The organism is Bacillus sp. JJ675 (genome assembly GCF_036963165.1).
Lineage (GTDB): Bacteria > Bacillota > Bacilli > Bacillales > Bacillaceae > Bacillus > Bacillus glycinifermentans.
In genome coordinates, this window is the sequence record NZ_JBALMR010000072.1 from 1 (window position 1) to 16891 (window position 16891).

Sequence of the window (16891 nt, forward strand, 5' to 3'; positions counted from 1 at the left end):
CAGTTCTCAAAACGTTAATATATCAACGTTCAAGCCCTCATCCGGTCGCTCGGAAGAGGGCTTGTTTTTTGCTTAAAATTGAGTTTTGACCACATTTTGACCACGTTTAATTGAATTTCTTATAATTCCATGTACTTTTTAAATGTTTCGGCCGTTTTTTCTTTTGCGGTTTTCGTGACATGTGTATAGATGTTCATAGTCGTTTGTATTTCTTTATGGCCCAAACGGGCTTGTACTTCTTTAAGGGATGCACCTGCCTCAAAAAGAATGGAAGCGTGCGAATGTCTGAATCCATGAATCGTGATCCTGTGAAGCTTATTTTTAGCTATTATACGGTTTAAAATATCATTTGGATATGCAAGCCTCAGAGGGCGCATATCGTCCCGTATGAGGACGTATTTGGCTTCTGTGGTGATTCCATTAGACAAGAGCATTTCCTTTTGCTGCGTGCGCCATTTCTTAAGTATTTGAGCGGTTTGTTCATCAATTGTGATGATTCGTTTTGAATGATATTTTTTGGCTGTTTGGATAACTTCTTTTCCGTCTTCAAAAAACAATGTTTGTTTAATATTTATTGTTCTTTCTTTTATATCAACGTCTTTCCATTCCAAGGCCAGAAGTTCCCCTTTACGCATGCCAGTAAAAATAAGAACGTAAAACATAACATAATCTTGCTGTGTGAGTTGTGAGTGCGCTTTATCAAGAAAAATTTTGATCTCGTCTTTTTCCCAAAAGTTCCGTTTCTCTTCTTCATCCGATAAAAAATTTTCTTCTTTTTTCGGGATAACAACATAAGCCATCGGATTCGTTGAGATGTAATCCATTCTTAGAGCGTATTTAAACACAAGGTTAGCTTGAATTTTCACATCTTGAGCGGAATTAATTTCTTGGGCTATTCGGTTTATTGCTTTTTGGCAATACGCTTTTGTGATGTTTTTTATTTTCAATTTGCCGAATAGCGGCAGGATATGCTTGTTGAATTTCGATAATTTGGAGTATCTGGTGCTTCGCTTTATTGTTTTAGAATGTACAGCCCACCATTCCTTGAACACATCTTCAAAAGTTAAGTCTTTTCGAATAAGAGCATTACTATCGATTACCTTTTGAAATTCAGCAGCGGCGGCGACAGCTTCTTTTTTTGTCTTGAAACCCCGGCGGGTCGTCGTTTTTCTATCTCCGGTTTTAGGGTCGATCCCTACACCCATTTTAAAAAGCCATTTATATCCTGACTTTGTCTTGTATTGCTGGAATGAAGCCATATTATCCCCCTTTCTGATTTAAAGGATCTTTTAACAAATAATAAGTCGAATTTTGTTAAAGTACATATTAAGACGTACCTTCGCAAATGGTTCAGTTACTTTAAAAGTTTTGGCAATGAGGTGCGCATTAAAAAAATGGTCGTGTGTAATTTTCATTCCATGAAGCATAAAAGTAGGGATGCAAAAGTGATATGAGAAGTAATTTGCTTGTCTTTCCTGATAATCTGACCAAAATTTAGGCATTGTTTTTTTATCTCCTTCATGTCTGAAGAGGTGGCACAATTCGTGTGCGAAGTCGTCCCACTGCTCACAGCGGCTTTTCCGGTTATCTAAAAAAATCGTATACACATCATTGTATTTAAAGGAAAAACTCGGGCCTGATTTGAAATAAAGTCTGATGCCCAAGGTCTCGGCTATGCGCTCGAAATTAATTTGTTCGGGTGAGGTGATGTTTATTTTTCTGTAAAAGTTTTCAATCCAATCCTCCAAATGACTTTTTGTATACACCAAGAAGAACGCCTCCTAAGCCCATTTATCAAATTGAGATGATACTTTTTTAAAAAAACAAAGAACATACGTTCTATTTTTCGTGTGAAAGAAAAGCCTCATTGAGAGGCTATCAATTATTTTAAATCGATGATTCCGGTTTCCGTTCCCCATGCACCAGTCTGCACTTGTAATTGTAGGTCTTTTGCGTTAGCAACTTCCGGAGCTACATCAAATACTACTTTTCCACTGATTTTAGAATCAGGATTCAAGTTTTGAAGGAAAAAGCTATTGTCAATATTGCCGTCCTCGCTTTGGTTTGCTGACATGCTTGCGGCGGAATCAGCTTCATAAGTCTTTTCGCCACGTTTAAGCTTGAAGAATGAAGCATCGACGGTTACTTTATCATTGCCATTGTTTTTTAACGTGACGTCAATGACTAGATATTTATCACTAGCCTTTTGAGGTAAGGCAGAAGGTCCAACCTGATCGGCTGTTTTCTTTCCATTGACTTTATAATTCATATCGCCAACTTTCACATCGTCGCCGATTTTAGGGTTTGTCTCTTCTTTCTTCGGTTCTTCCTTTTTCTCTTCTTTCTTTTCTTCTTTCTTCGTATCTTGTTTTGTTTCAGTCGTTTTATTCTCAGTGGATTTTTCTTTGTTTGTTGATGAAGCTTGCTCTGAATTTCCACCATTTGTTGCGGCTGCACCGAGGATGATAACGATGATTAACCAAAACCACCATTTCTTATAAATTGGCTTTTTTGTTTTTTCTTTTCCCACGTTCAGTTCCCCCAGTTCATATATATGTATGTCTTTTATAATAGGCTAAAACACATAACATTTCAACAGGATTTTACCAGTTTTGACAATAGTCTTACTGTTGTTTGCGGGCTTTTAATGTATGAATTTCGAATTCTGCATCGGCCACTTTTCGATTAACGAAGATGACGCCTTCTTTAAGGGAGCTGATTTCATCAAGTAGAAGGTTATCCGAATTGATGTTTTCGACATGCTGAGAATCGATTTTCTCACTTAATGCTTTGATGTCATCTTTAGTCGCGACATTTTTTTCGAGATCAGATAGACGGTTATTAATGGCCTGAATCTCTTTCAAAATCAATTCAAACCCTTTGTTTTCCATATAAAACACCCCCATTTTATTATAAGTGTGTGACTGGACTTGCAATACTTTTGTTTAATCGGATTTTTTTTTGCGCCCTTCTTTTAGTTGCTCCGTAATGATTTCGAGGGCAGCATCTAAAATTTCCTGTGTAACTTCTCCGTCACGGGCGGCAAGGAATGTTTTTGGATCGGTTAGAATCTTCTTTGCTTCATCCTCAAAAATTTTATCTTTAACTTTCGGATCGACACCACGAAGTAAATAATCAGTGGAAACCTCAAAAAAATCTGCTATCTTAATTAAGGTTTCATAATCAGGTTGTCTGAAACCCCGTTCATAATTAGAAAGATTTTGGTGAGGTATATTTAATTTTTCAGCTAAAGCTTTTTGAGTTAGATTTTCCTTTTCCCTTAAAGCTCTTATCCTTGCTCCGAGAGCCATAATTATTCCTCCATTAAGTTGTTTCTTTCTTCAAATTGTACATTATTCTTCATATTGAGTAAAAAAAATTAACAAAAAGTATATTTTATTGTTGACATATACGAATCGAAGAATTATCATGTGATTAAAGAGTTCTTCGAAACGTATAATGGAGGTGATGATCGTGAGAGTGAATGAAAATTTAAGAATGATCCGACAATCAAAAGGCATAACACAAAAATTTGTTGCAAAATGTCTAGGAATTCATACAGCCACGTATAACGGATATGAATTAGGGCGCAGAAAAATACATGTTGAGTTACTGAAAGACATTGCAGAAGTTTTAGACGAACCAATTCAAAATTTTTTTGAAAACAAAATATACGAATCGAAGAATTTTCATGATCAAAAATCCAACACAGCATAGGAGGCGGTCACTTTGGCTAATCTCGGTATCTCACTTGATAACTTGCCGAACGAAACGGTTTTCGAAATTGTTAAAGCGCTTTGCGAAAAAGCTTATCAGCAAGGCGTGGAGGACGGCGCAAAAAAATACACTTATCCTCCAATATTAAAAAACACTCATTTGCAAGAGATTTTTCAAATCAAATCGGCAGCGGTGACAAGGCTGACAGGTATCGAGTCTTTCCCGAAATTAAAAACAATTCAAGCCAGATACCCACGTGATCTCGTTTTTGAATGGATCAAACAAAATTCAACCTGGGTTGAAGAAAACACAAACTATTTTCAGAAAGGCGTGAGTTAAATGGATCAACTGCAAAAAGTCTTCAATTATCAAGATCAACAGGTCAGAACAGTCGTTAAGAACGGTGAACCTTGGTTTGTTGCAAAGGATGTCTGCGATGTCCTCGAAATCGGCAACCCGAGTCAGGCATTGAGCCGTTTGGATGAAGATGAAAAGAATACTGTCATTTTAAATGAGGGTATTGGAAACCCCAATAAAACGATCGTTAATGAACCCGGCCTATATTCACTGATCCTCGGTAGCCGTAAACCAGAGGCCAAACAGTTCAAAAGATGGATCACTCACGAAGTCATCCCAACAATCAGAAAAACAGGCGGCTATGTAGCAAATGACGATCTATTCATACAAACGTATCTGCCGCAGGCTGACGAACAAACGAAACAGCTTTTCAAAGTCACTTTGCACACCATGAAAGAGCAAAGTAAACAAATCGAGGTCATGAAGCCTAAAGCGCTGTTTGCGGATGCGGTTGAAACGTCAGAATCATCAATCTTGGTTGGTGAATTAGCGAAAATCCTGCAACAAAACGGCGTGAAGATCGGCCAAAACAGATTATTCAGATGGCTGCGCGAGAACGGATATTTGATTCGAAAGAAAGGTGAATCGTTAAACCTTCCGACTCAACGCAGCATGGACATGGGGCTGTTCGAAATCAAGAAAAGCACCATTGTAAACAGTGACGGCTCAATCAGAACCACACGCACGCCAAAAGTGACAGGAAAAGGGCAAATTTATTTCGTGAACAAGTTTGTGTCCTCACAATCGGCGTAAGTCAATAGACATCATAGAATCTTTTCTCTTCATTTAAAAATTTTATCAGAAAAAAACCAGTAAATCAGGGGGCGAACGTATGGAGAACAATCCATATAATCTCGACAATTTACCCGCAGTAATGCGTGAAGTTAGAAAAAAATACGGACTCTCGCAGTCGCAGATAGGCAAATTGCTAGGAAAGTACGATCAAAAGTCAATATCAAATGTTGAAAAGGGGCTTGTCAGACTGACACCGCAGTTTTGCATAAAGTGGTTTGAAATCTGCGAAGCATACGAACACATCGACCTTGTACATTACCTTTTCCGACTGCATCCGACAGCATCGGCGCCGATTGATCCAGCATTAAACGAAAGCGCCAGCACAGCGGTGATCAACATGGAGCATCAACTTGAGGAAGCGCTGCTATCACTGAAAAGCCTGAGTAGATGGATAGCCCGTGACCGTCCGGGGCGATCTGCTGAACTGCCGATGAATGAGATTAAACAGATTTTCGATCTGATTGCGGCTAACAAGACGCTTATCTACTCATTAGCCCGTAATCACGGCCTTAAAATTCAGGAATTGGCCGACCGATGGACACGGAAAGCGATTTTGGATCATGTAGCAATGTCGAGAAATGAAGAAAGGCAGGCGGTTTAAAGTGAATATCAATCATTTTCTAAAAAGCGACCGCGAAAAGGCGCAAAGACTGTTTGACTCAATGCAATTTATGGCGTCTGAATTATTGACTGCGGCGATTAAGGACGGGGATTTTGACGGATGCAGAGAATTAGCGGAATCAATCGCCCAACACAGCAAAGAACTAAAGAAGATGGAACACCCTGAACAAATTGTACAACTGCACGAAATAGCTTCCAAGTTCGCGAAAAGGGGATTAGATGTTAAGCCGGTAAGGAGGGTTCATTGATGATCCATTTCATTCACAAGCCAACCACAGCATTAGAAGTGCGTGCCTGGTGCGCGAGAATCCGAAACTATCCTGAATTACATCTTGTATGGGATCAGCGGTTTAAAAAGTTCAGAGAAAAAAGGAGCCGTTTAAATGAATCATAAAAAATTCAAGTTGGCATCTTACATTTTGCAGAATGCGAAATCTATGGGCTATTCAGAACAAGAAATCAAGGGAGCTGTACAACTTCTCCATGAGGAAATCACCAAAGAGAACAAGTTTATTTTGAATTTGGTCAAACAAGTAATGTCCAGCAAAGGAGTGGATTCAAATGAACATCGAGCACCCAATGATCACAGAAATTAACCGTTTCGGCTACCCAAAAGAGTATTTGCGGTACGAAGACGAGGAAGACAACGAAGATGACGAGGCATAAAAAAAGAACCTGTAAAAAGGTTCAAACGAGATCAAATACCAATTGAATTAGCGGCTGGTGGAAAGGCGTAGATAAACTTTCCAATTACAAATTATATCAGTCTTCCACCTAAAAAACAATATGGAAGGTGATTGAACGATGGCTGAAATCGAAGAAATCAAAAAAGAACTGCTTGCTCAGATGCCTGGGAACACGGAGGAACCGGAAATATTTGAGGTTCATGATCTGGAAACGGCAACAGAAGCGCAGCGGCGCATCGCTTATTACAAAAGAAAGCAGGCTGAAATAGATGCGGTGGCCGACAAGCAAATAGATAGGCTCTTAATGGAAATGGAAAAGATCAAGTTATGGCGCGAGGATGCAAATAAGGAGTATGTCGAGCGAGAAAACTTCTACAAACATCGACTTGAACGATATATGCGTGAGGAAGTCAGGAAACAGCGAGAAAGCGGCAAAAAGCCTAAAAAGATGCTGCGGTTGCCGTACGGGACAATCAAATTAATAAAGCAGCAGCCAGAGTACCAGCGCGATGAAAAAGAGCTGATGAAATACGCCGAATCTAAAGGATTCGTCAGGATTAAACAAGATGTAGATTGGGCTTCTATCAAAAATAAATGCACGGTGTTCGGCGACAAACTGATTGATGATGAAGGCGAGATCATCCCAGGCGTCACGGTGGTTGACAGGGAAGATAAATTCACGGTTGAGGTGGATGACAAATGAACATATATCAAAAGCTGATCGAGGTTAGGAAAGCCGTTCCTTACTTGAAAAAAGCAAACCAAGGTCATCAATACAATTATACCGGATCAAGTCAGGTCGTTGGAGCGATCCGGGAAAAAATAGACGAACTTGGATTACTACTAATTCCGGCAATCATAGACAAAAAGGTCACAGCGGAGAAAAACGGGAACCGTACCACATACTTTACGGAACTAGACATCGAATACAAATGGGTTAATGCAGAAAAGCCGGAAGAAACAATAACGACAACTTTCTATGCACAAGGCATCGATATCGGTGGGGAAAAGGGTGTCGGTAAGGCCCTGACTTATGCGGAAAAGTATTTCTTGTTGAAACAATTTAATGTTCCTACTGATCAGGATGACCCGGACGCCTTCCAGCAAAAAGTGGAGGCAACAAAGCCGCCTGAAATGATTACACAGGAGCAAAAAGATGAATTTCAAGTGTTAGCAGATAGATTCATTGAACTGCGCGGAAAAGGAACTTTTGATGCTGTTATGACAGCCTTAAAAATTACAGATTTGAACAAATTACCGAAAGGAAAAGCCGATGAACGTTTGACGACTTTGAAAACTTGGATTGCTACAGCTGAGAAAGAGTCAGCGTAAAACACTTTGAAAGGGGAACCCCAGATGTTAGAACCAAGGTTTTGTTATCGAATACTTGCAGCAGCAAGAATGGCACACGATGAGGACGGTAATGACACAAGTTGCTTCACTCAGGTGAATTTTGAGGGAGGTTCAAAGATCAACCAAGATAAATATGATCGATGACAAATGATACTGATTGGCAACATGAGATATGCAACCAGATCGAGGAATTATATGCTGATTTCCATTGAAAATTCTGAGTTGAGGTGATTAGTTTGCACATCAAAACAAATAAACCGAAGGAAAACTATTGGAATAGGTTTATGAACGATCCGGAATTAGAACTACTTGAGAAGCCTTGTCACGATTGCGCTATAACCACAGACTTTTATACTCCCATCGCTAATGAATTGCTTAAAGAATCAGAAGAAGTGCAAGACAAAGTAATGAAAAGGTGGTTTTGTCACAATCACCCAAACAGAGCGTGTAGAGGCTGTTTTAATTATATCAATGTTAAACGAGGCGGGAGGGATCAGGATTGATAAGACGAGGTATGAGAAGACATTTTCTTGTCAGTTATAAGTTTCGGAAAGGTGAAGAAAAAGCAGACGCAAGAGTAATAGTTTCAGTTAAAAACAAACATTTGATATCTCCTAATGACATTAAACAAATGGAGTTAGAAATTGAAGGATACTACGATTTAGATTCAGTCGTCATCACCAACTATCAATACTTTTAAACGGAAAGGGACGAGGAAATGAACATTCCATGGAGCAAAGAACAGTTAATGACGGCATACAAAAAACTTATGGCCGAAAACAAGGAATTAAAAAGCCTGTGCTTGTGGTCAATCAGAAGATTACACCCTATGTATAAGGAATTGGCCTACGACGACTACGAGAAAATAACCGGAGAAAAGCCAAAGAGAGATTAACAGATCATCAAGAGACGGACGGAGAAAAGGAGGCAGAGGCATTGAACGGTTTGCTATTAGACGAATATCCCTTGATTGTCATTCCTTCTTTAGCGAAAGAAATCGGATTAAACGAAGCGATCGTTCTTCAACAAGTCCATTACTGGTTAAAGTCATCAGGTAAAAAAAGAGACGGTCGGAAGTGGATTTATAACACCTATGACGAGTGGTTGGAACAGTTTCCGTTTTGGTCTAAAAACACACTAAGACGCACTGTGGCAAGACTTGAGGAATCTGGGTTATTGATTACAGGAAATTTCAACAAGATGAAGGCTGACAAAACAAAATGGTATTCGATTGATTACGACCGTCTGCCCAAAATGGGCAGAGGGACTGCCCAAAATGAGCAGTCGGACTGCCCAAAATGGGCACATGGGACTGCCCAAAATGGGCAGAGCAATACCAGAGACTACACAGAGACTACTACAGAGACTAACAATAAACCGGATGAAAGTGAAAAACAGGACATCAGTAAAACAGATGCATTTCAAAATGAACTGGAATCGGTTGGTCTTAAATCTATAAATCTTTCAAGTTTAGAAGAGATTGAAAAAATAACAGAATTGACAATTCAAAAAGGGACTCTCCCAGTAGGGATTAAAAAAAGCATCTTAGTTCAATATCTTGATTGCCTCCGGCTTACTCGATCAACAGGTAAAATCTCGGCCAACGTCTTAATGACTCATCTTGAAAAAATGAGCAAGTACAGTGTCGATCAACTGCATTACGCAATGTGGACACATGTCGAGAAATACAGCGATCGAAACGAAAAATACACTCTTGGCATCCTTAGAAATACAGACGATCACAAAGCGCGGCAGGGTCTCATGATATTGATGAATCAGGGAGGTAAGCGGAAAGATGAACAGTTTAGAAGATACCCTAAAGCAGTTGGAGAAATCGAATCCGGGACTAGCAAAGAGGTTGAGAGACTCGAAGCACTTGCAAGGGAAAAGGGCTTATCCGGAACGATTCGAGACACTTACTGTGATTTCTGAGGAAAACTGCATTTACAAGCAATGCGACGGCTCCGGCCTGATCTGGATTAAAGACCACCAGGAAAACAAGGAATTCATGAAAGAATGCCCGTGCAAGGCTGTCAAAACCTTAGAAAAAAAGCTGTTGAGCGCCCGGCTTCCGGAAGAGTTTAAAAATGTAACTTTAAATTCCTTTGAAATAGATGTTTATGAAAAGGACGAATCGAAGGAGCGCGCGGCTAACGCAAAGCGGATTTCAAAAAACTATGTATTGAAATTCGAGCAGATGCGCGAGCAGGGGAAGGGGTTGTATTTTTACAGCCATGAAAAGGGGAGCGGTAAAACGCGGTTAGCTGCAAGCATCATGAAGGCCATCACCAAGATGCACGACAAACAGGACGATCCATTGAAAATCATTTATTCCTCAACTGCCGATCTGATTGGAGAGATCAAAAAGACCTTTGAAGCAGATTCGAAGGTTAAGAGTTCCGACATTATCGAAGCGGCAAAAACGGCCGATCTGGCGATCTTGGATGATATCGGAGTAGAAAAAGCGACGGATTGGGTAGAAGAAACGTTTACTCGCATTCTGGACTACAGGCTCCAGAACAAAAAGCCGACCATCATCACAAGTAACTTAGCCATTGACGAACTGGATTTGAAGTATCCGGGCGGCAGGATCAGCAGCAGGGTCGAAAAGCTTGCTTTCCCTGTCAAAATGCCAGACGAAAAAGTCAGAAGTAAGATCGCGAAACAAGAAAATGAGGAATTGCTGCAATTGCTTTATGAATGAAAAAACACCGAAACCGTAAGGCTCCGATGCTTTATGAACTGTGGGTAATTCTATTATAGCACACTGGGGGCGGTCAGAGTGAAGCAGCCAGAAACGATTGAAGTCAATAAGGATTTCACCTTTACTGGGACGATTGAGCCGGGAAAAGTTCGCGTCATAGTTTTGGATGGAAACGAGGGGACGGCGCATATCATGGATGCCCCGGAGCATGGAAAAACAATTATTCAAACGGCTAGGGGATATTTTTCCCGAGTTGATAGAGAAATAGGGCACAAAATTAAATAGCCCAAAAACATAGATAAGGAGGGTGCGACATGTGTAATTTGTGCAACGGTCAGAAGGTTGTCAGGGTGAAAAACTCCAGCGTGGTAGCTTTCCACGCCTGCCCGAATTGCAAGATCGAGAAAAAGGATTTAACTGATACTGTTCGGATGCTCGAGGCGAAAATAGCAGAATGGCAGCAGCGGGAGCGGAGCGCGTAATGTACATCATGCTTTCTAAGTGTGAGTTTGGTTGGACGGAAGACGAAGTAAAGCGAGTGAAAGAGGACTGGAAGGCGGGCGTTTCTATCGAAGAAACAGCGGCTGCCCTCAAACGCCCGGCGCTGGAAGTATTCTTGTTGATTGTCGATCAATGCGAACGCGGGATACTCAAAGAGCGAAAGGGGAGCATTTACGGTGACAAGGCTAAATGTGGGTGACTGGGTGAAGTTCTCTCCCTCAAATTTCTACAGGCGCAATCAAAAAACAATTCTTAAAGGGTACATCCTTGAAATGAACGGAAATTATGCAGATGTCAGAGCCGAAGACAAAAAATTATATCTGGGCCAGAGAATGGCGGACTTAACACCATGCGAGGATACGCCAGAATACACGCAGGAAAGCCTCAGAACGATGATAAACATCGCACTAGATACAAAAGACCAGAACTGGTTTAAAGAGCTTACAAGCGAATTAAAACGCATTCAGGAGGTAGCGGATTGAAAAGCATTGAGTTGTTTGCGGGAATAGGAGGGATCGCGCTTGCTGCTGAATGGGCCGGCATAGAAACGGTGGCATTCTGCGAGCGGGAGCCATTCTGTCAGAAGGTACTACAAAAAAACTTTCCTGGTGTCCCCATCTTTGACGATGTATGCACCTTGAATAGACAGCTTTTAGAAGAAAAAGGAGTGATCGAACCAGGTGGAACAGTTGACATTATTTCAGGAGGATTCCCTTGCCAGCCTTACAGTATTGCCGGGAAGCGAAAAGGCAAGGAAGATGACCGCGACCTCTGGCCAGAAATGTTTAGGATCATCAAAGAGCTCAAGCCCACTTGGGTCGTTGGTGAAAACGTTGCTAACTTCGCAAACATGGAACTCGACCGCACGTTATTTGACCTGGAAAGTGCAGGTTACAAAGGGCAATCGTTTATTATACCGGCTTGTGCCGTCGACGCCAAACATCGAAGAGATCGAACATTCGTTGTTGCCTACTCCGACAGCGTCAGACGCTTGGAATACGAGAGACAGCCGGAAGCGGTTCAACAATCCAAACAGCAAGAGTTACAACGAAAAGAAAGCCATGAATCCATCATGTCAAAACCTGCACACTGCTGTCACAAAACTATGGCCGACGCCGAGAACCAAGGGGATGTGCGGCGGCACTGGATCATTTCAAACGATGATCGATCTTCAGGAAAAAGGAGTCATTACCGAAGAGGAACGGAAACAGATGACGGCAGGCAACGGTGGACACCTGAACCCAACGTGGGTCGAGTGGCTCATGGGATTCCCAATCGGGTGGACAGAATTAAAGGATTAGGAAATGCGGTGGTGCCACAGCAGATTTACCCAATATTTAAAGCGATCATGGAGCAGGAGGTAAAGAACTAATGAAAAAGATCAAGAGACTCATCGTCCGGCTGATCGGGCGGAAAAAGAAGGAACAGAAAAAAGTGTTCGAATGGTGGGATTTGATATGAGAATCATCAAAAAAGAAGTCAATTCACAGTACGGCGGACTATTCAAAAAGGTGTTTATTCAAGAAATGGTTAAGGAAAACGACCGCGAATTGATCCAAGAAACAAACACGACTTATATCGTGGGTATCCCGGTTAGATCGGTGACGGAAACACGGCCACCGGGTTTGAGAGATGCAATTTTGCGAGCGTGGGGATCGGCGAAATGAAAGAAGTCAAAGCGCTGCTGTCGATCCTGCGACAGGCCGGATACAGGGAAAAACAGATCGAACAATGGTTACAAGATGACGGGAGGTAGAACGGATGAGAGAGATTAAATTCAGAGCATGGAGCAACAAATATCAGCACATGTTTAGGGTTAAAGAAATTTCACAAGATAGAGATGGCTATACACATGGAACAGTTGATGAAGAGTATAAAAATGAGTTTGAACCGGAATTTGATAGCCCATTTGTTTGGATCGGTCGTGTGGATTTCGCGAAATCATCTAACGGCAGAACAGCAGGGCTATTCCAAAACCCAGATGATGAGCCTTTTTACCTTATGCAATACACCGGATTGAAGGACGAAACCGGCCGGGAGATTTGGGAGGGAGACATTCGAAAAGACGTTTTGGGGAGAATATTTAAGGTTGTTTACGACAACGATTTAGCTGCATTTTACGGTGAATATATTAACGGGCCTTCTGAGTCTCTTGCCGATTGCGGGCCAGATTCGGAATATCTTGGAACAGTCTTTGAAAATCCCGGTCTATTGGAGGCGGCGAAATAATGAAAATGCAAGTGACTTTATCACCTGAAGAAGTGAAACAAATAATTAAAAACAATTTAGAAAAGAAGTTTGGTAATGTCGGCGAGGTCACACTTGAAGTCGACCGGGAATTGAGAGGGCATTATACAAACGAACATTACGAAACTGTTTTCAAAGGTGCCAAATGCGAAGTGGAGGCGGCGGAATGACGTGGATTGACTTAGTGAGAAAGTATTTCCCTGATGCAAATGATAAGCAGTGCGATTTTATTTTGTGGGAAAAGACTGCTTTTCCTTTAGTGCCTGTGGAAACTGTTGAAAAGCAGTTGCAGGAGTATCAAATGATGATGTTTGCAGATAGAAGGAGTAACCGGATCAATAAGGAGGCGGCGGAATGATGGGAAGAAATCTAGTTATGTATGAGTTCAAATGTCGGGAATGCGGCGAGTTGCTTTTATTAGAAAGAGAAAAGGAGCCGGAATGCTGTCCTTATTGTGGGGAATATAACATTGATTATGCACCCGGTAGAATTGAACCGTCTTTAATTTACAGACCAAGGGAGGCGGCGGAAACCGGGAAGGTGAGAAAATGGACAAATTAAGCGAAATCAAAGAGCGATTCTATGAAGATGAGATCGAGCGTGACGATATGGAATGGCTTATTGAACAGGCTGAAAAAGTGATGACGGAGAGCGAGAAGGTATCCCACGACCATCGACTTTTTAAAGAATGTGTGAAAATCATGCAGGAAATCAAATTCATATGCCAAAGGGCAAAGCGTCATTACATCGAGGAAAAAGACATAGATGACATTTTGAAACTACTTGAAGGTAAAGTATAAACGGCCGGAGCCGGGAAAGGAATTTAGAAATGAAGTTCGGTATTTATTTAGATGGAATCTTGATGGAGAAGTTTAATTCTCCAGAAGAAGCATATGAAGCAGGACGATCTGCTTTTGAAGAAAGTGGTTTATTTCATGAAATAAGGTTAGTGCATCCCTTTGAAAAATCGATTGAAATGGCTTTCGGTGAAGATGACGAGGAGGCGGCGGAGTGATGCCACGAATATTTTGGGGATTCGTACTCTTGAATTGGAATATCGGTTTTGAAATACATTCGGTCGGCGGCATGAAACTTATTAGATTTACGTTCCTGCCCTTTACGGTAATCGTCAGGATAGGGGGAACAGAAAAATGATCACTCTTAACATACCCATTACACCAATGGGAGCCGTTCGGATGACCGGGCGTGGGAAATTCGTGAATAAAAACGCACAGCGGTATTTAGCTTATAAGGATTTCATCAAGCTGCACGCACAGAAGCAGATGAAAGGACAGCAGCTTTATACCGGCCCTACTGTAGTAAAGGTGCTTTTCTCGATGCCGATTCCAAAAAGTTGGTCAAAGAAAAAGCAACAGGAGGCCGTTTCAACGGTACACATCAAAAAGCCGGACATAGACAATCTAGTAAAAGGTGTTTTCGACTCTCTGAATAAAACAGCGTGGCATGATGATAACCAAGTTTTCATGGTCATAGGAGCCAAAGTTTACGGAAAAGAACCCGGGATCGAGGTTCAAATAATGGGGTTGGCAGAATGGGAAAATCTAAGCGCCTGATCATCCGTTATAAGAACCAATACGGGCGCACTGTAGGGCATGACACCCTTTGGAGGGGTTTAGATAGCCTCATAGAGTTAAAACGTCGCTACGGCTTCATAAACGAAGATTTGGAGTATGTCGAGATCGACGGCGAGGAACATGATTTGGAAAAGGTAAGGGCTGCGCTTGAGAAGCGCGGGTGAAAAATTTCGGCTGAGAATGTCGATTCCTGTCGGAAATAGACGAAAGGGGAAAAGGAAATGCGGAATTTGCGGGAATTCAGCAAAAAAGAACTTGCAGAAATACATTATAATTTGAATTCTTGGAAATGGGATTACAGATTGGGAGCAAAACCGGAAAATTGGGATGAGCTGCCCAATTGGAAGCCTCTCAATGTTTTATCAAAACGACTATATATCGTTCCGATCATGGATGAAATATTAAATATTGTCGGCGCGAAATACCTTTTCAAACATTTTCATTTGAACAAGTTAAACAGAAGTGAGAGAGAATTCGAAATATGGTGGTTAAAAAGGCGCTTAAGAGTGTTTTTTACCGGAAGGGAGATATAAAACATGATAAATCGAGTTGTTTTATGTGGAAGGTTAACAAGAGACCCGGAACTAAGATATGTCGGGAGTGGCAAAGTTGAAACCGGGAATATCAAATCGGTAGTCAGCTTTACATTGGCAGTCAATCGGACATTTAAAAACCAGAACGGAGAAACGGAAGCGGACTTTATCAACTGTGTCGCTTGGAGAAACGCTGAAAATATTGCCAAGTTTCTGAAAAAGGGATCAATGGCAGGCGTAGACGGGCGCCTTCAAACGCGAAGTTATGACGATCAGAGCGGCCGCAGAGTGTTTGTGACGGAGGTAAACGTCGAATCTGTGCAATTTCTCGATCCAAAGGGCGGCGGTCAGGCTGATAGCAGGCAGCAGGGCGGCGCAGGGCGGAACCAGAGCAGCGGTCAGCAGGGGAACAGCTTTCCTGATGATCCGTTTGCCAATGAGGGTAAGCCGATTGATATTTCAGATGAAGATCTCCCCTTCTAAGGAGGCTGCAGCATGACAAGGCGCGTTGTTCAGTGGTCGGCCACGAATTACGACCAGGAAGAGTTGCAGGTCATTCAGGTTTTCGAGGAAGGCTTAAGCAAACAGGATGTAAAAAGGGAAGTGCCGTTCAGCAGATGGCACGGCGTTCTTTACAAAACTGGAGGGGGAAACGGTTATGACTTCAAATAGAAATTCAAGCAAGCATGGGGAAGTAGTGGTTTGGAAGATGACGGAGGAACAGCGGCTGGCGTATATCAAGAAATATCCGATAGTGCCGTCCGAACAGTATGTGAAAGATTGGAGTTGGCAGCGGGAGCAGGCGGAGGATTTGGCGTGATGAAGTATTTCGATTACGTTACCGAGAGTATCGATAAGGCATGTGACTTTATCGAAAAAATACAAGCGGAAAATAAGCGACTACAGGCGGAAAATGAACGATTAAAGGGAGAAATTGAAAAATTAAAAGTAAGATATGAGTTCATTGCTCAATTTTGCCTAAATGGTCGTGAATTTAAAGATCGACATATATCGGATGTGTTTAATGATTTTATGAAACGTTTCGCTGTAGAGGGAAAGGGTGATCAAAATGGGAATCCTCGATGAAATCGGCTTTACGCCTGAGCAATATAAAACATTGAGTAAGCATATGAGCGATGAAGAAATAGCACAAGAGGAATTACTGGTTTCCGGGCGCACTTTAAGCGCCTGGAAGCAAAGAAACGGCATAAAATCAGACAGGACACCGAGCGGCCGTAAATTTACCCGGGAGGAATGGGAAGAAAAACGCAGGGAAGGCTTGAAAGAACAACAAACATGAATTGATAGACGCGGAAATCGAATTTGTAATCAATAAAAAGGGGGACTATTCATGAAATACTTTGAAGTTGTTGCACCATATTATGCGTTGATTGCGGCAGAGGATGAGAAAACAGCTATTGAGATATATTCGAAAGATTGGTTCGAAGTTGATGAGAGTTTCAATGAAAACGTTACGGAAGTTGATCGGAAATGTGCTCTTGGGAAATTCGGGGATGTTGTTGGGCAAGAAAATCCGGATATTCACCTTACAAGAATGGTGGATGAATTCGAAAAAAGATCAAATGAGTTTCTATTGATTGATGGGAGGTTAGCGAAATGATCACAGCATTCAAAATCATCCTGCTGCTCATCATGATCTTATCGTTTATCGGAGTCATAGGAGAGAAAGAAGACAACAAGCTACGGGATATTATGGCGGCAGTGTGCATATCTTCAATGATTAGCTCTATAGTGGCGTTCATCACGCTTTGAGGGGGATGG

At 41.6% G+C, this 16891-nt stretch carries 37 protein-coding genes; 32 read left to right on the top strand and 5 right to left on the bottom strand.

Translation table 11 applies throughout. The annotated features are described in order from the left end of the window. Positions 1–119: 119 nt before the first annotated feature. From V7126_RS18075 to V7126_RS18095, 5 genes are all read right to left on the bottom strand, one after another. Positions 120–1259, bottom strand: coding sequence for a tyrosine-type recombinase/integrase (locus tag V7126_RS18075; protein WP_216899328.1), 1140 nt, complete (start codon positions 1257–1259; stop codon positions 120–122). 30 nt (positions 1260–1289) lie between these two features. Next, on the bottom strand, positions 1290–1769 hold the full coding sequence (locus tag V7126_RS18080; RefSeq protein WP_216899330.1) for an ImmA/IrrE family metallo-endopeptidase: 480 nt from the start codon (positions 1767–1769) through the stop codon (positions 1290–1292). A gap of 113 nt (positions 1770–1882) precedes the next feature. Then, on the bottom strand, positions 1883–2530 hold the full coding sequence (locus tag V7126_RS18085) for a DUF4352 domain-containing protein (protein WP_309245930.1): 648 nt from the start codon (positions 2528–2530) through the stop codon (positions 1883–1885). A gap of 94 nt (positions 2531–2624) precedes the next feature. Then, positions 2625–2891: a hypothetical protein gene (locus V7126_RS18090; RefSeq protein ID WP_216899332.1), complete on the bottom strand. Its 267-nt coding sequence runs from the start codon at positions 2889–2891 to the stop codon at positions 2625–2627. 54 nt (positions 2892–2945) lie between these two features. After that, positions 2946–3311: a helix-turn-helix domain-containing protein gene (locus V7126_RS18095; protein WP_216899334.1), complete on the bottom strand. Its 366-nt coding sequence runs from the start codon at positions 3309–3311 to the stop codon at positions 2946–2948. Positions 3312–3474: 163 nt separating this feature from the next. Here V7126_RS18095 and V7126_RS18100 point away from each other — a divergent pair, with 163 nt between their 5' ends. From V7126_RS18100 to V7126_RS18250, 32 genes are all read left to right on the top strand, one after another. After that, the gene (locus V7126_RS18100) at positions 3475–3717 is read left to right on the top strand and encodes a helix-turn-helix transcriptional regulator (protein WP_216899336.1); all 243 of its coding nucleotides are present in this window, start codon (positions 3475–3477) and stop codon (positions 3715–3717) included. 12 nt (positions 3718–3729) lie between these two features. After that, positions 3730–4056, top strand: a complete 327-nt coding sequence (locus tag V7126_RS18105; RefSeq protein WP_011197842.1) for a hypothetical protein — start codon at positions 3730–3732, stop codon at positions 4054–4056. Then, positions 4057–4827, top strand: a complete 771-nt coding sequence (locus V7126_RS18110; protein WP_216899338.1) for a phage antirepressor — start codon at positions 4057–4059, stop codon at positions 4825–4827. A gap of 79 nt (positions 4828–4906) precedes the next feature. Next, positions 4907–5470 (top strand): helix-turn-helix domain-containing protein, encoded by a 564-nt coding sequence (locus V7126_RS18115; RefSeq protein WP_216899340.1) that lies wholly within the window; start codon positions 4907–4909, stop codon positions 5468–5470. 1 nt (position 5471) lies between these two features. Then, positions 5472–5738, top strand: coding sequence for a YqaH family protein (locus tag V7126_RS18120; protein WP_216899343.1), 267 nt, complete (start codon positions 5472–5474; stop codon positions 5736–5738). A gap of 556 nt (positions 5739–6294) precedes the next feature. Continuing rightward, positions 6295–6879 (top strand): host-nuclease inhibitor Gam family protein, encoded by a 585-nt coding sequence (locus tag V7126_RS18125; protein ID WP_216899345.1) that lies wholly within the window; start codon positions 6295–6297, stop codon positions 6877–6879. Further along, positions 6876–7508: an ERF family protein gene (locus tag V7126_RS18130; RefSeq protein ID WP_216899347.1), complete on the top strand. Its 633-nt coding sequence runs from the start codon at positions 6876–6878 to the stop codon at positions 7506–7508. The genes V7126_RS18125 and V7126_RS18130 overlap by 4 nt, the downstream gene beginning before the upstream one ends. A 161-nt stretch (positions 7509–7669) precedes the next feature. Then, positions 7670–7741 (top strand): DUF7667 family protein, encoded by a 72-nt coding sequence (locus tag V7126_RS24135; protein WP_438823809.1) that lies wholly within the window; start codon positions 7670–7672, stop codon positions 7739–7741. Between the two features lie 287 nt (positions 7742–8028). Continuing rightward, a complete protein-coding gene (locus tag V7126_RS18135; protein ID WP_216899349.1) occupies positions 8029–8229 on the top strand; it encodes a hypothetical protein in 201 nt (66 codons plus the stop codon). Between the two features lie 236 nt (positions 8230–8465). Next, entirely contained in the window at positions 8466–9461 is a 996-nt protein-coding gene (locus V7126_RS18140) for a hypothetical protein (protein ID WP_216899351.1), read from the top strand. Next, on the top strand, positions 9451–10233 hold the full coding sequence (locus V7126_RS18145; RefSeq protein ID WP_216899353.1) for an ATP-binding protein: 783 nt from the start codon (positions 9451–9453) through the stop codon (positions 10231–10233). Before V7126_RS18140 ends, V7126_RS18145 begins: the two co-directional genes overlap by 11 nt. A gap of 78 nt (positions 10234–10311) precedes the next feature. Next, on the top strand, positions 10312–10518 hold the full coding sequence (locus V7126_RS18150) for an XtrA/YqaO family protein (protein WP_216899355.1): 207 nt from the start codon (positions 10312–10314) through the stop codon (positions 10516–10518). Positions 10519–10547: 29 nt separating this feature from the next. Continuing rightward, the gene (locus V7126_RS18155; RefSeq protein ID WP_216899357.1) at positions 10548–10715 is read left to right on the top strand and encodes a hypothetical protein; all 168 of its coding nucleotides are present in this window, start codon (positions 10548–10550) and stop codon (positions 10713–10715) included. After that, on the top strand, positions 10715–10933 hold the full coding sequence (locus tag V7126_RS18160; RefSeq protein ID WP_216899359.1) for a hypothetical protein: 219 nt from the start codon (positions 10715–10717) through the stop codon (positions 10931–10933). Before V7126_RS18155 ends, V7126_RS18160 begins: the two co-directional genes overlap by 1 nt. Continuing rightward, positions 10911–11216, top strand: coding sequence for an IDEAL domain-containing protein (locus V7126_RS18165; protein ID WP_335498125.1), 306 nt, complete (start codon positions 10911–10913; stop codon positions 11214–11216). The genes V7126_RS18160 and V7126_RS18165 overlap by 23 nt, the downstream gene beginning before the upstream one ends. Continuing rightward, the gene (locus V7126_RS18170; RefSeq protein WP_216899363.1) at positions 11213–12106 is read left to right on the top strand and encodes a DNA cytosine methyltransferase; all 894 of its coding nucleotides are present in this window, start codon (positions 11213–11215) and stop codon (positions 12104–12106) included. Before V7126_RS18165 ends, V7126_RS18170 begins: the two co-directional genes overlap by 4 nt. A gap of 85 nt (positions 12107–12191) precedes the next feature. Beyond that, positions 12192–12401 (top strand): hypothetical protein, encoded by a 210-nt coding sequence (locus V7126_RS18175; RefSeq protein ID WP_175077394.1) that lies wholly within the window; start codon positions 12192–12194, stop codon positions 12399–12401. Positions 12402–12495: 94 nt separating this feature from the next. After that, positions 12496–12963, top strand: a complete 468-nt coding sequence (locus V7126_RS18180) for a YopX family protein (protein ID WP_216899366.1) — start codon at positions 12496–12498, stop codon at positions 12961–12963. After that, on the top strand, positions 12963–13151 hold the full coding sequence (locus V7126_RS18185; protein ID WP_009330082.1) for a hypothetical protein: 189 nt from the start codon (positions 12963–12965) through the stop codon (positions 13149–13151). Before V7126_RS18180 ends, V7126_RS18185 begins: the two co-directional genes overlap by 1 nt. After that, positions 13148–13339: a hypothetical protein gene (locus V7126_RS18190; RefSeq protein WP_006640540.1), complete on the top strand. Its 192-nt coding sequence runs from the start codon at positions 13148–13150 to the stop codon at positions 13337–13339. Before V7126_RS18185 ends, V7126_RS18190 begins: the two co-directional genes overlap by 4 nt. Next, entirely contained in the window at positions 13336–13542 is a 207-nt protein-coding gene (locus tag V7126_RS18195) for a hypothetical protein (RefSeq protein WP_254416543.1), read from the top strand. The genes V7126_RS18190 and V7126_RS18195 overlap by 4 nt, the downstream gene beginning before the upstream one ends. Further along, positions 13530–13781: a hypothetical protein gene (locus V7126_RS18200; RefSeq protein ID WP_175077392.1), complete on the top strand. Its 252-nt coding sequence runs from the start codon at positions 13530–13532 to the stop codon at positions 13779–13781. Before V7126_RS18195 ends, V7126_RS18200 begins: the two co-directional genes overlap by 13 nt. A 29-nt stretch (positions 13782–13810) precedes the next feature. After that, positions 13811–13996, top strand: coding sequence for a hypothetical protein (locus V7126_RS18205; RefSeq protein WP_175077391.1), 186 nt, complete (start codon positions 13811–13813; stop codon positions 13994–13996). Next, complete coding sequence (locus V7126_RS18210) at positions 13996–14136, top strand: hypothetical protein (RefSeq protein WP_175077390.1); 141 nt, start codon at positions 13996–13998, stop codon at positions 14134–14136. The genes V7126_RS18205 and V7126_RS18210 overlap by 1 nt, the downstream gene beginning before the upstream one ends. Further along, positions 14133–14555 carry a RusA family crossover junction endodeoxyribonuclease gene (locus tag V7126_RS18215; RefSeq protein ID WP_216899367.1) on the top strand — a complete coding sequence of 141 codons (423 nt, stop codon included), beginning with the start codon at positions 14133–14135 and terminating at the stop codon, positions 14553–14555. Before V7126_RS18210 ends, V7126_RS18215 begins: the two co-directional genes overlap by 4 nt. After that, a complete protein-coding gene (locus V7126_RS18220; RefSeq protein ID WP_216899368.1) occupies positions 14534–14740 on the top strand; it encodes a hypothetical protein in 207 nt (68 codons plus the stop codon). The genes V7126_RS18215 and V7126_RS18220 overlap by 22 nt, the downstream gene beginning before the upstream one ends. Before the next feature lie 372 nt (positions 14741–15112). Further along, entirely contained in the window at positions 15113–15592 is a 480-nt protein-coding gene (ssb, locus tag V7126_RS18225) for a single-stranded DNA-binding protein (RefSeq protein ID WP_216899369.1), read from the top strand. Between the two features lie 12 nt (positions 15593–15604). Then, positions 15605–15781, top strand: coding sequence for a hypothetical protein (locus tag V7126_RS18230; RefSeq protein ID WP_216899370.1), 177 nt, complete (start codon positions 15605–15607; stop codon positions 15779–15781). Positions 15782–15811: 30 nt separating this feature from the next. Then, positions 15812–16195 carry a septum formation initiator family protein gene (locus V7126_RS18235; RefSeq protein WP_216899371.1) on the top strand — a complete coding sequence of 128 codons (384 nt, stop codon included), beginning with the start codon at positions 15812–15814 and terminating at the stop codon, positions 16193–16195. Beyond that, positions 16179–16409, top strand: coding sequence for a hypothetical protein (locus tag V7126_RS18240; RefSeq protein ID WP_216899373.1), 231 nt, complete (start codon positions 16179–16181; stop codon positions 16407–16409). Before V7126_RS18235 ends, V7126_RS18240 begins: the two co-directional genes overlap by 17 nt. A gap of 51 nt (positions 16410–16460) precedes the next feature. Then, the gene (locus tag V7126_RS18245) at positions 16461–16730 is read left to right on the top strand and encodes a hypothetical protein (protein ID WP_216899375.1); all 270 of its coding nucleotides are present in this window, start codon (positions 16461–16463) and stop codon (positions 16728–16730) included. Then, positions 16727–16882: a hypothetical protein gene (locus tag V7126_RS18250; protein ID WP_216899377.1), complete on the top strand. Its 156-nt coding sequence runs from the start codon at positions 16727–16729 to the stop codon at positions 16880–16882. Before V7126_RS18245 ends, V7126_RS18250 begins: the two co-directional genes overlap by 4 nt. The last annotated feature ends 9 nt before the right edge of the window (positions 16883–16891 follow it).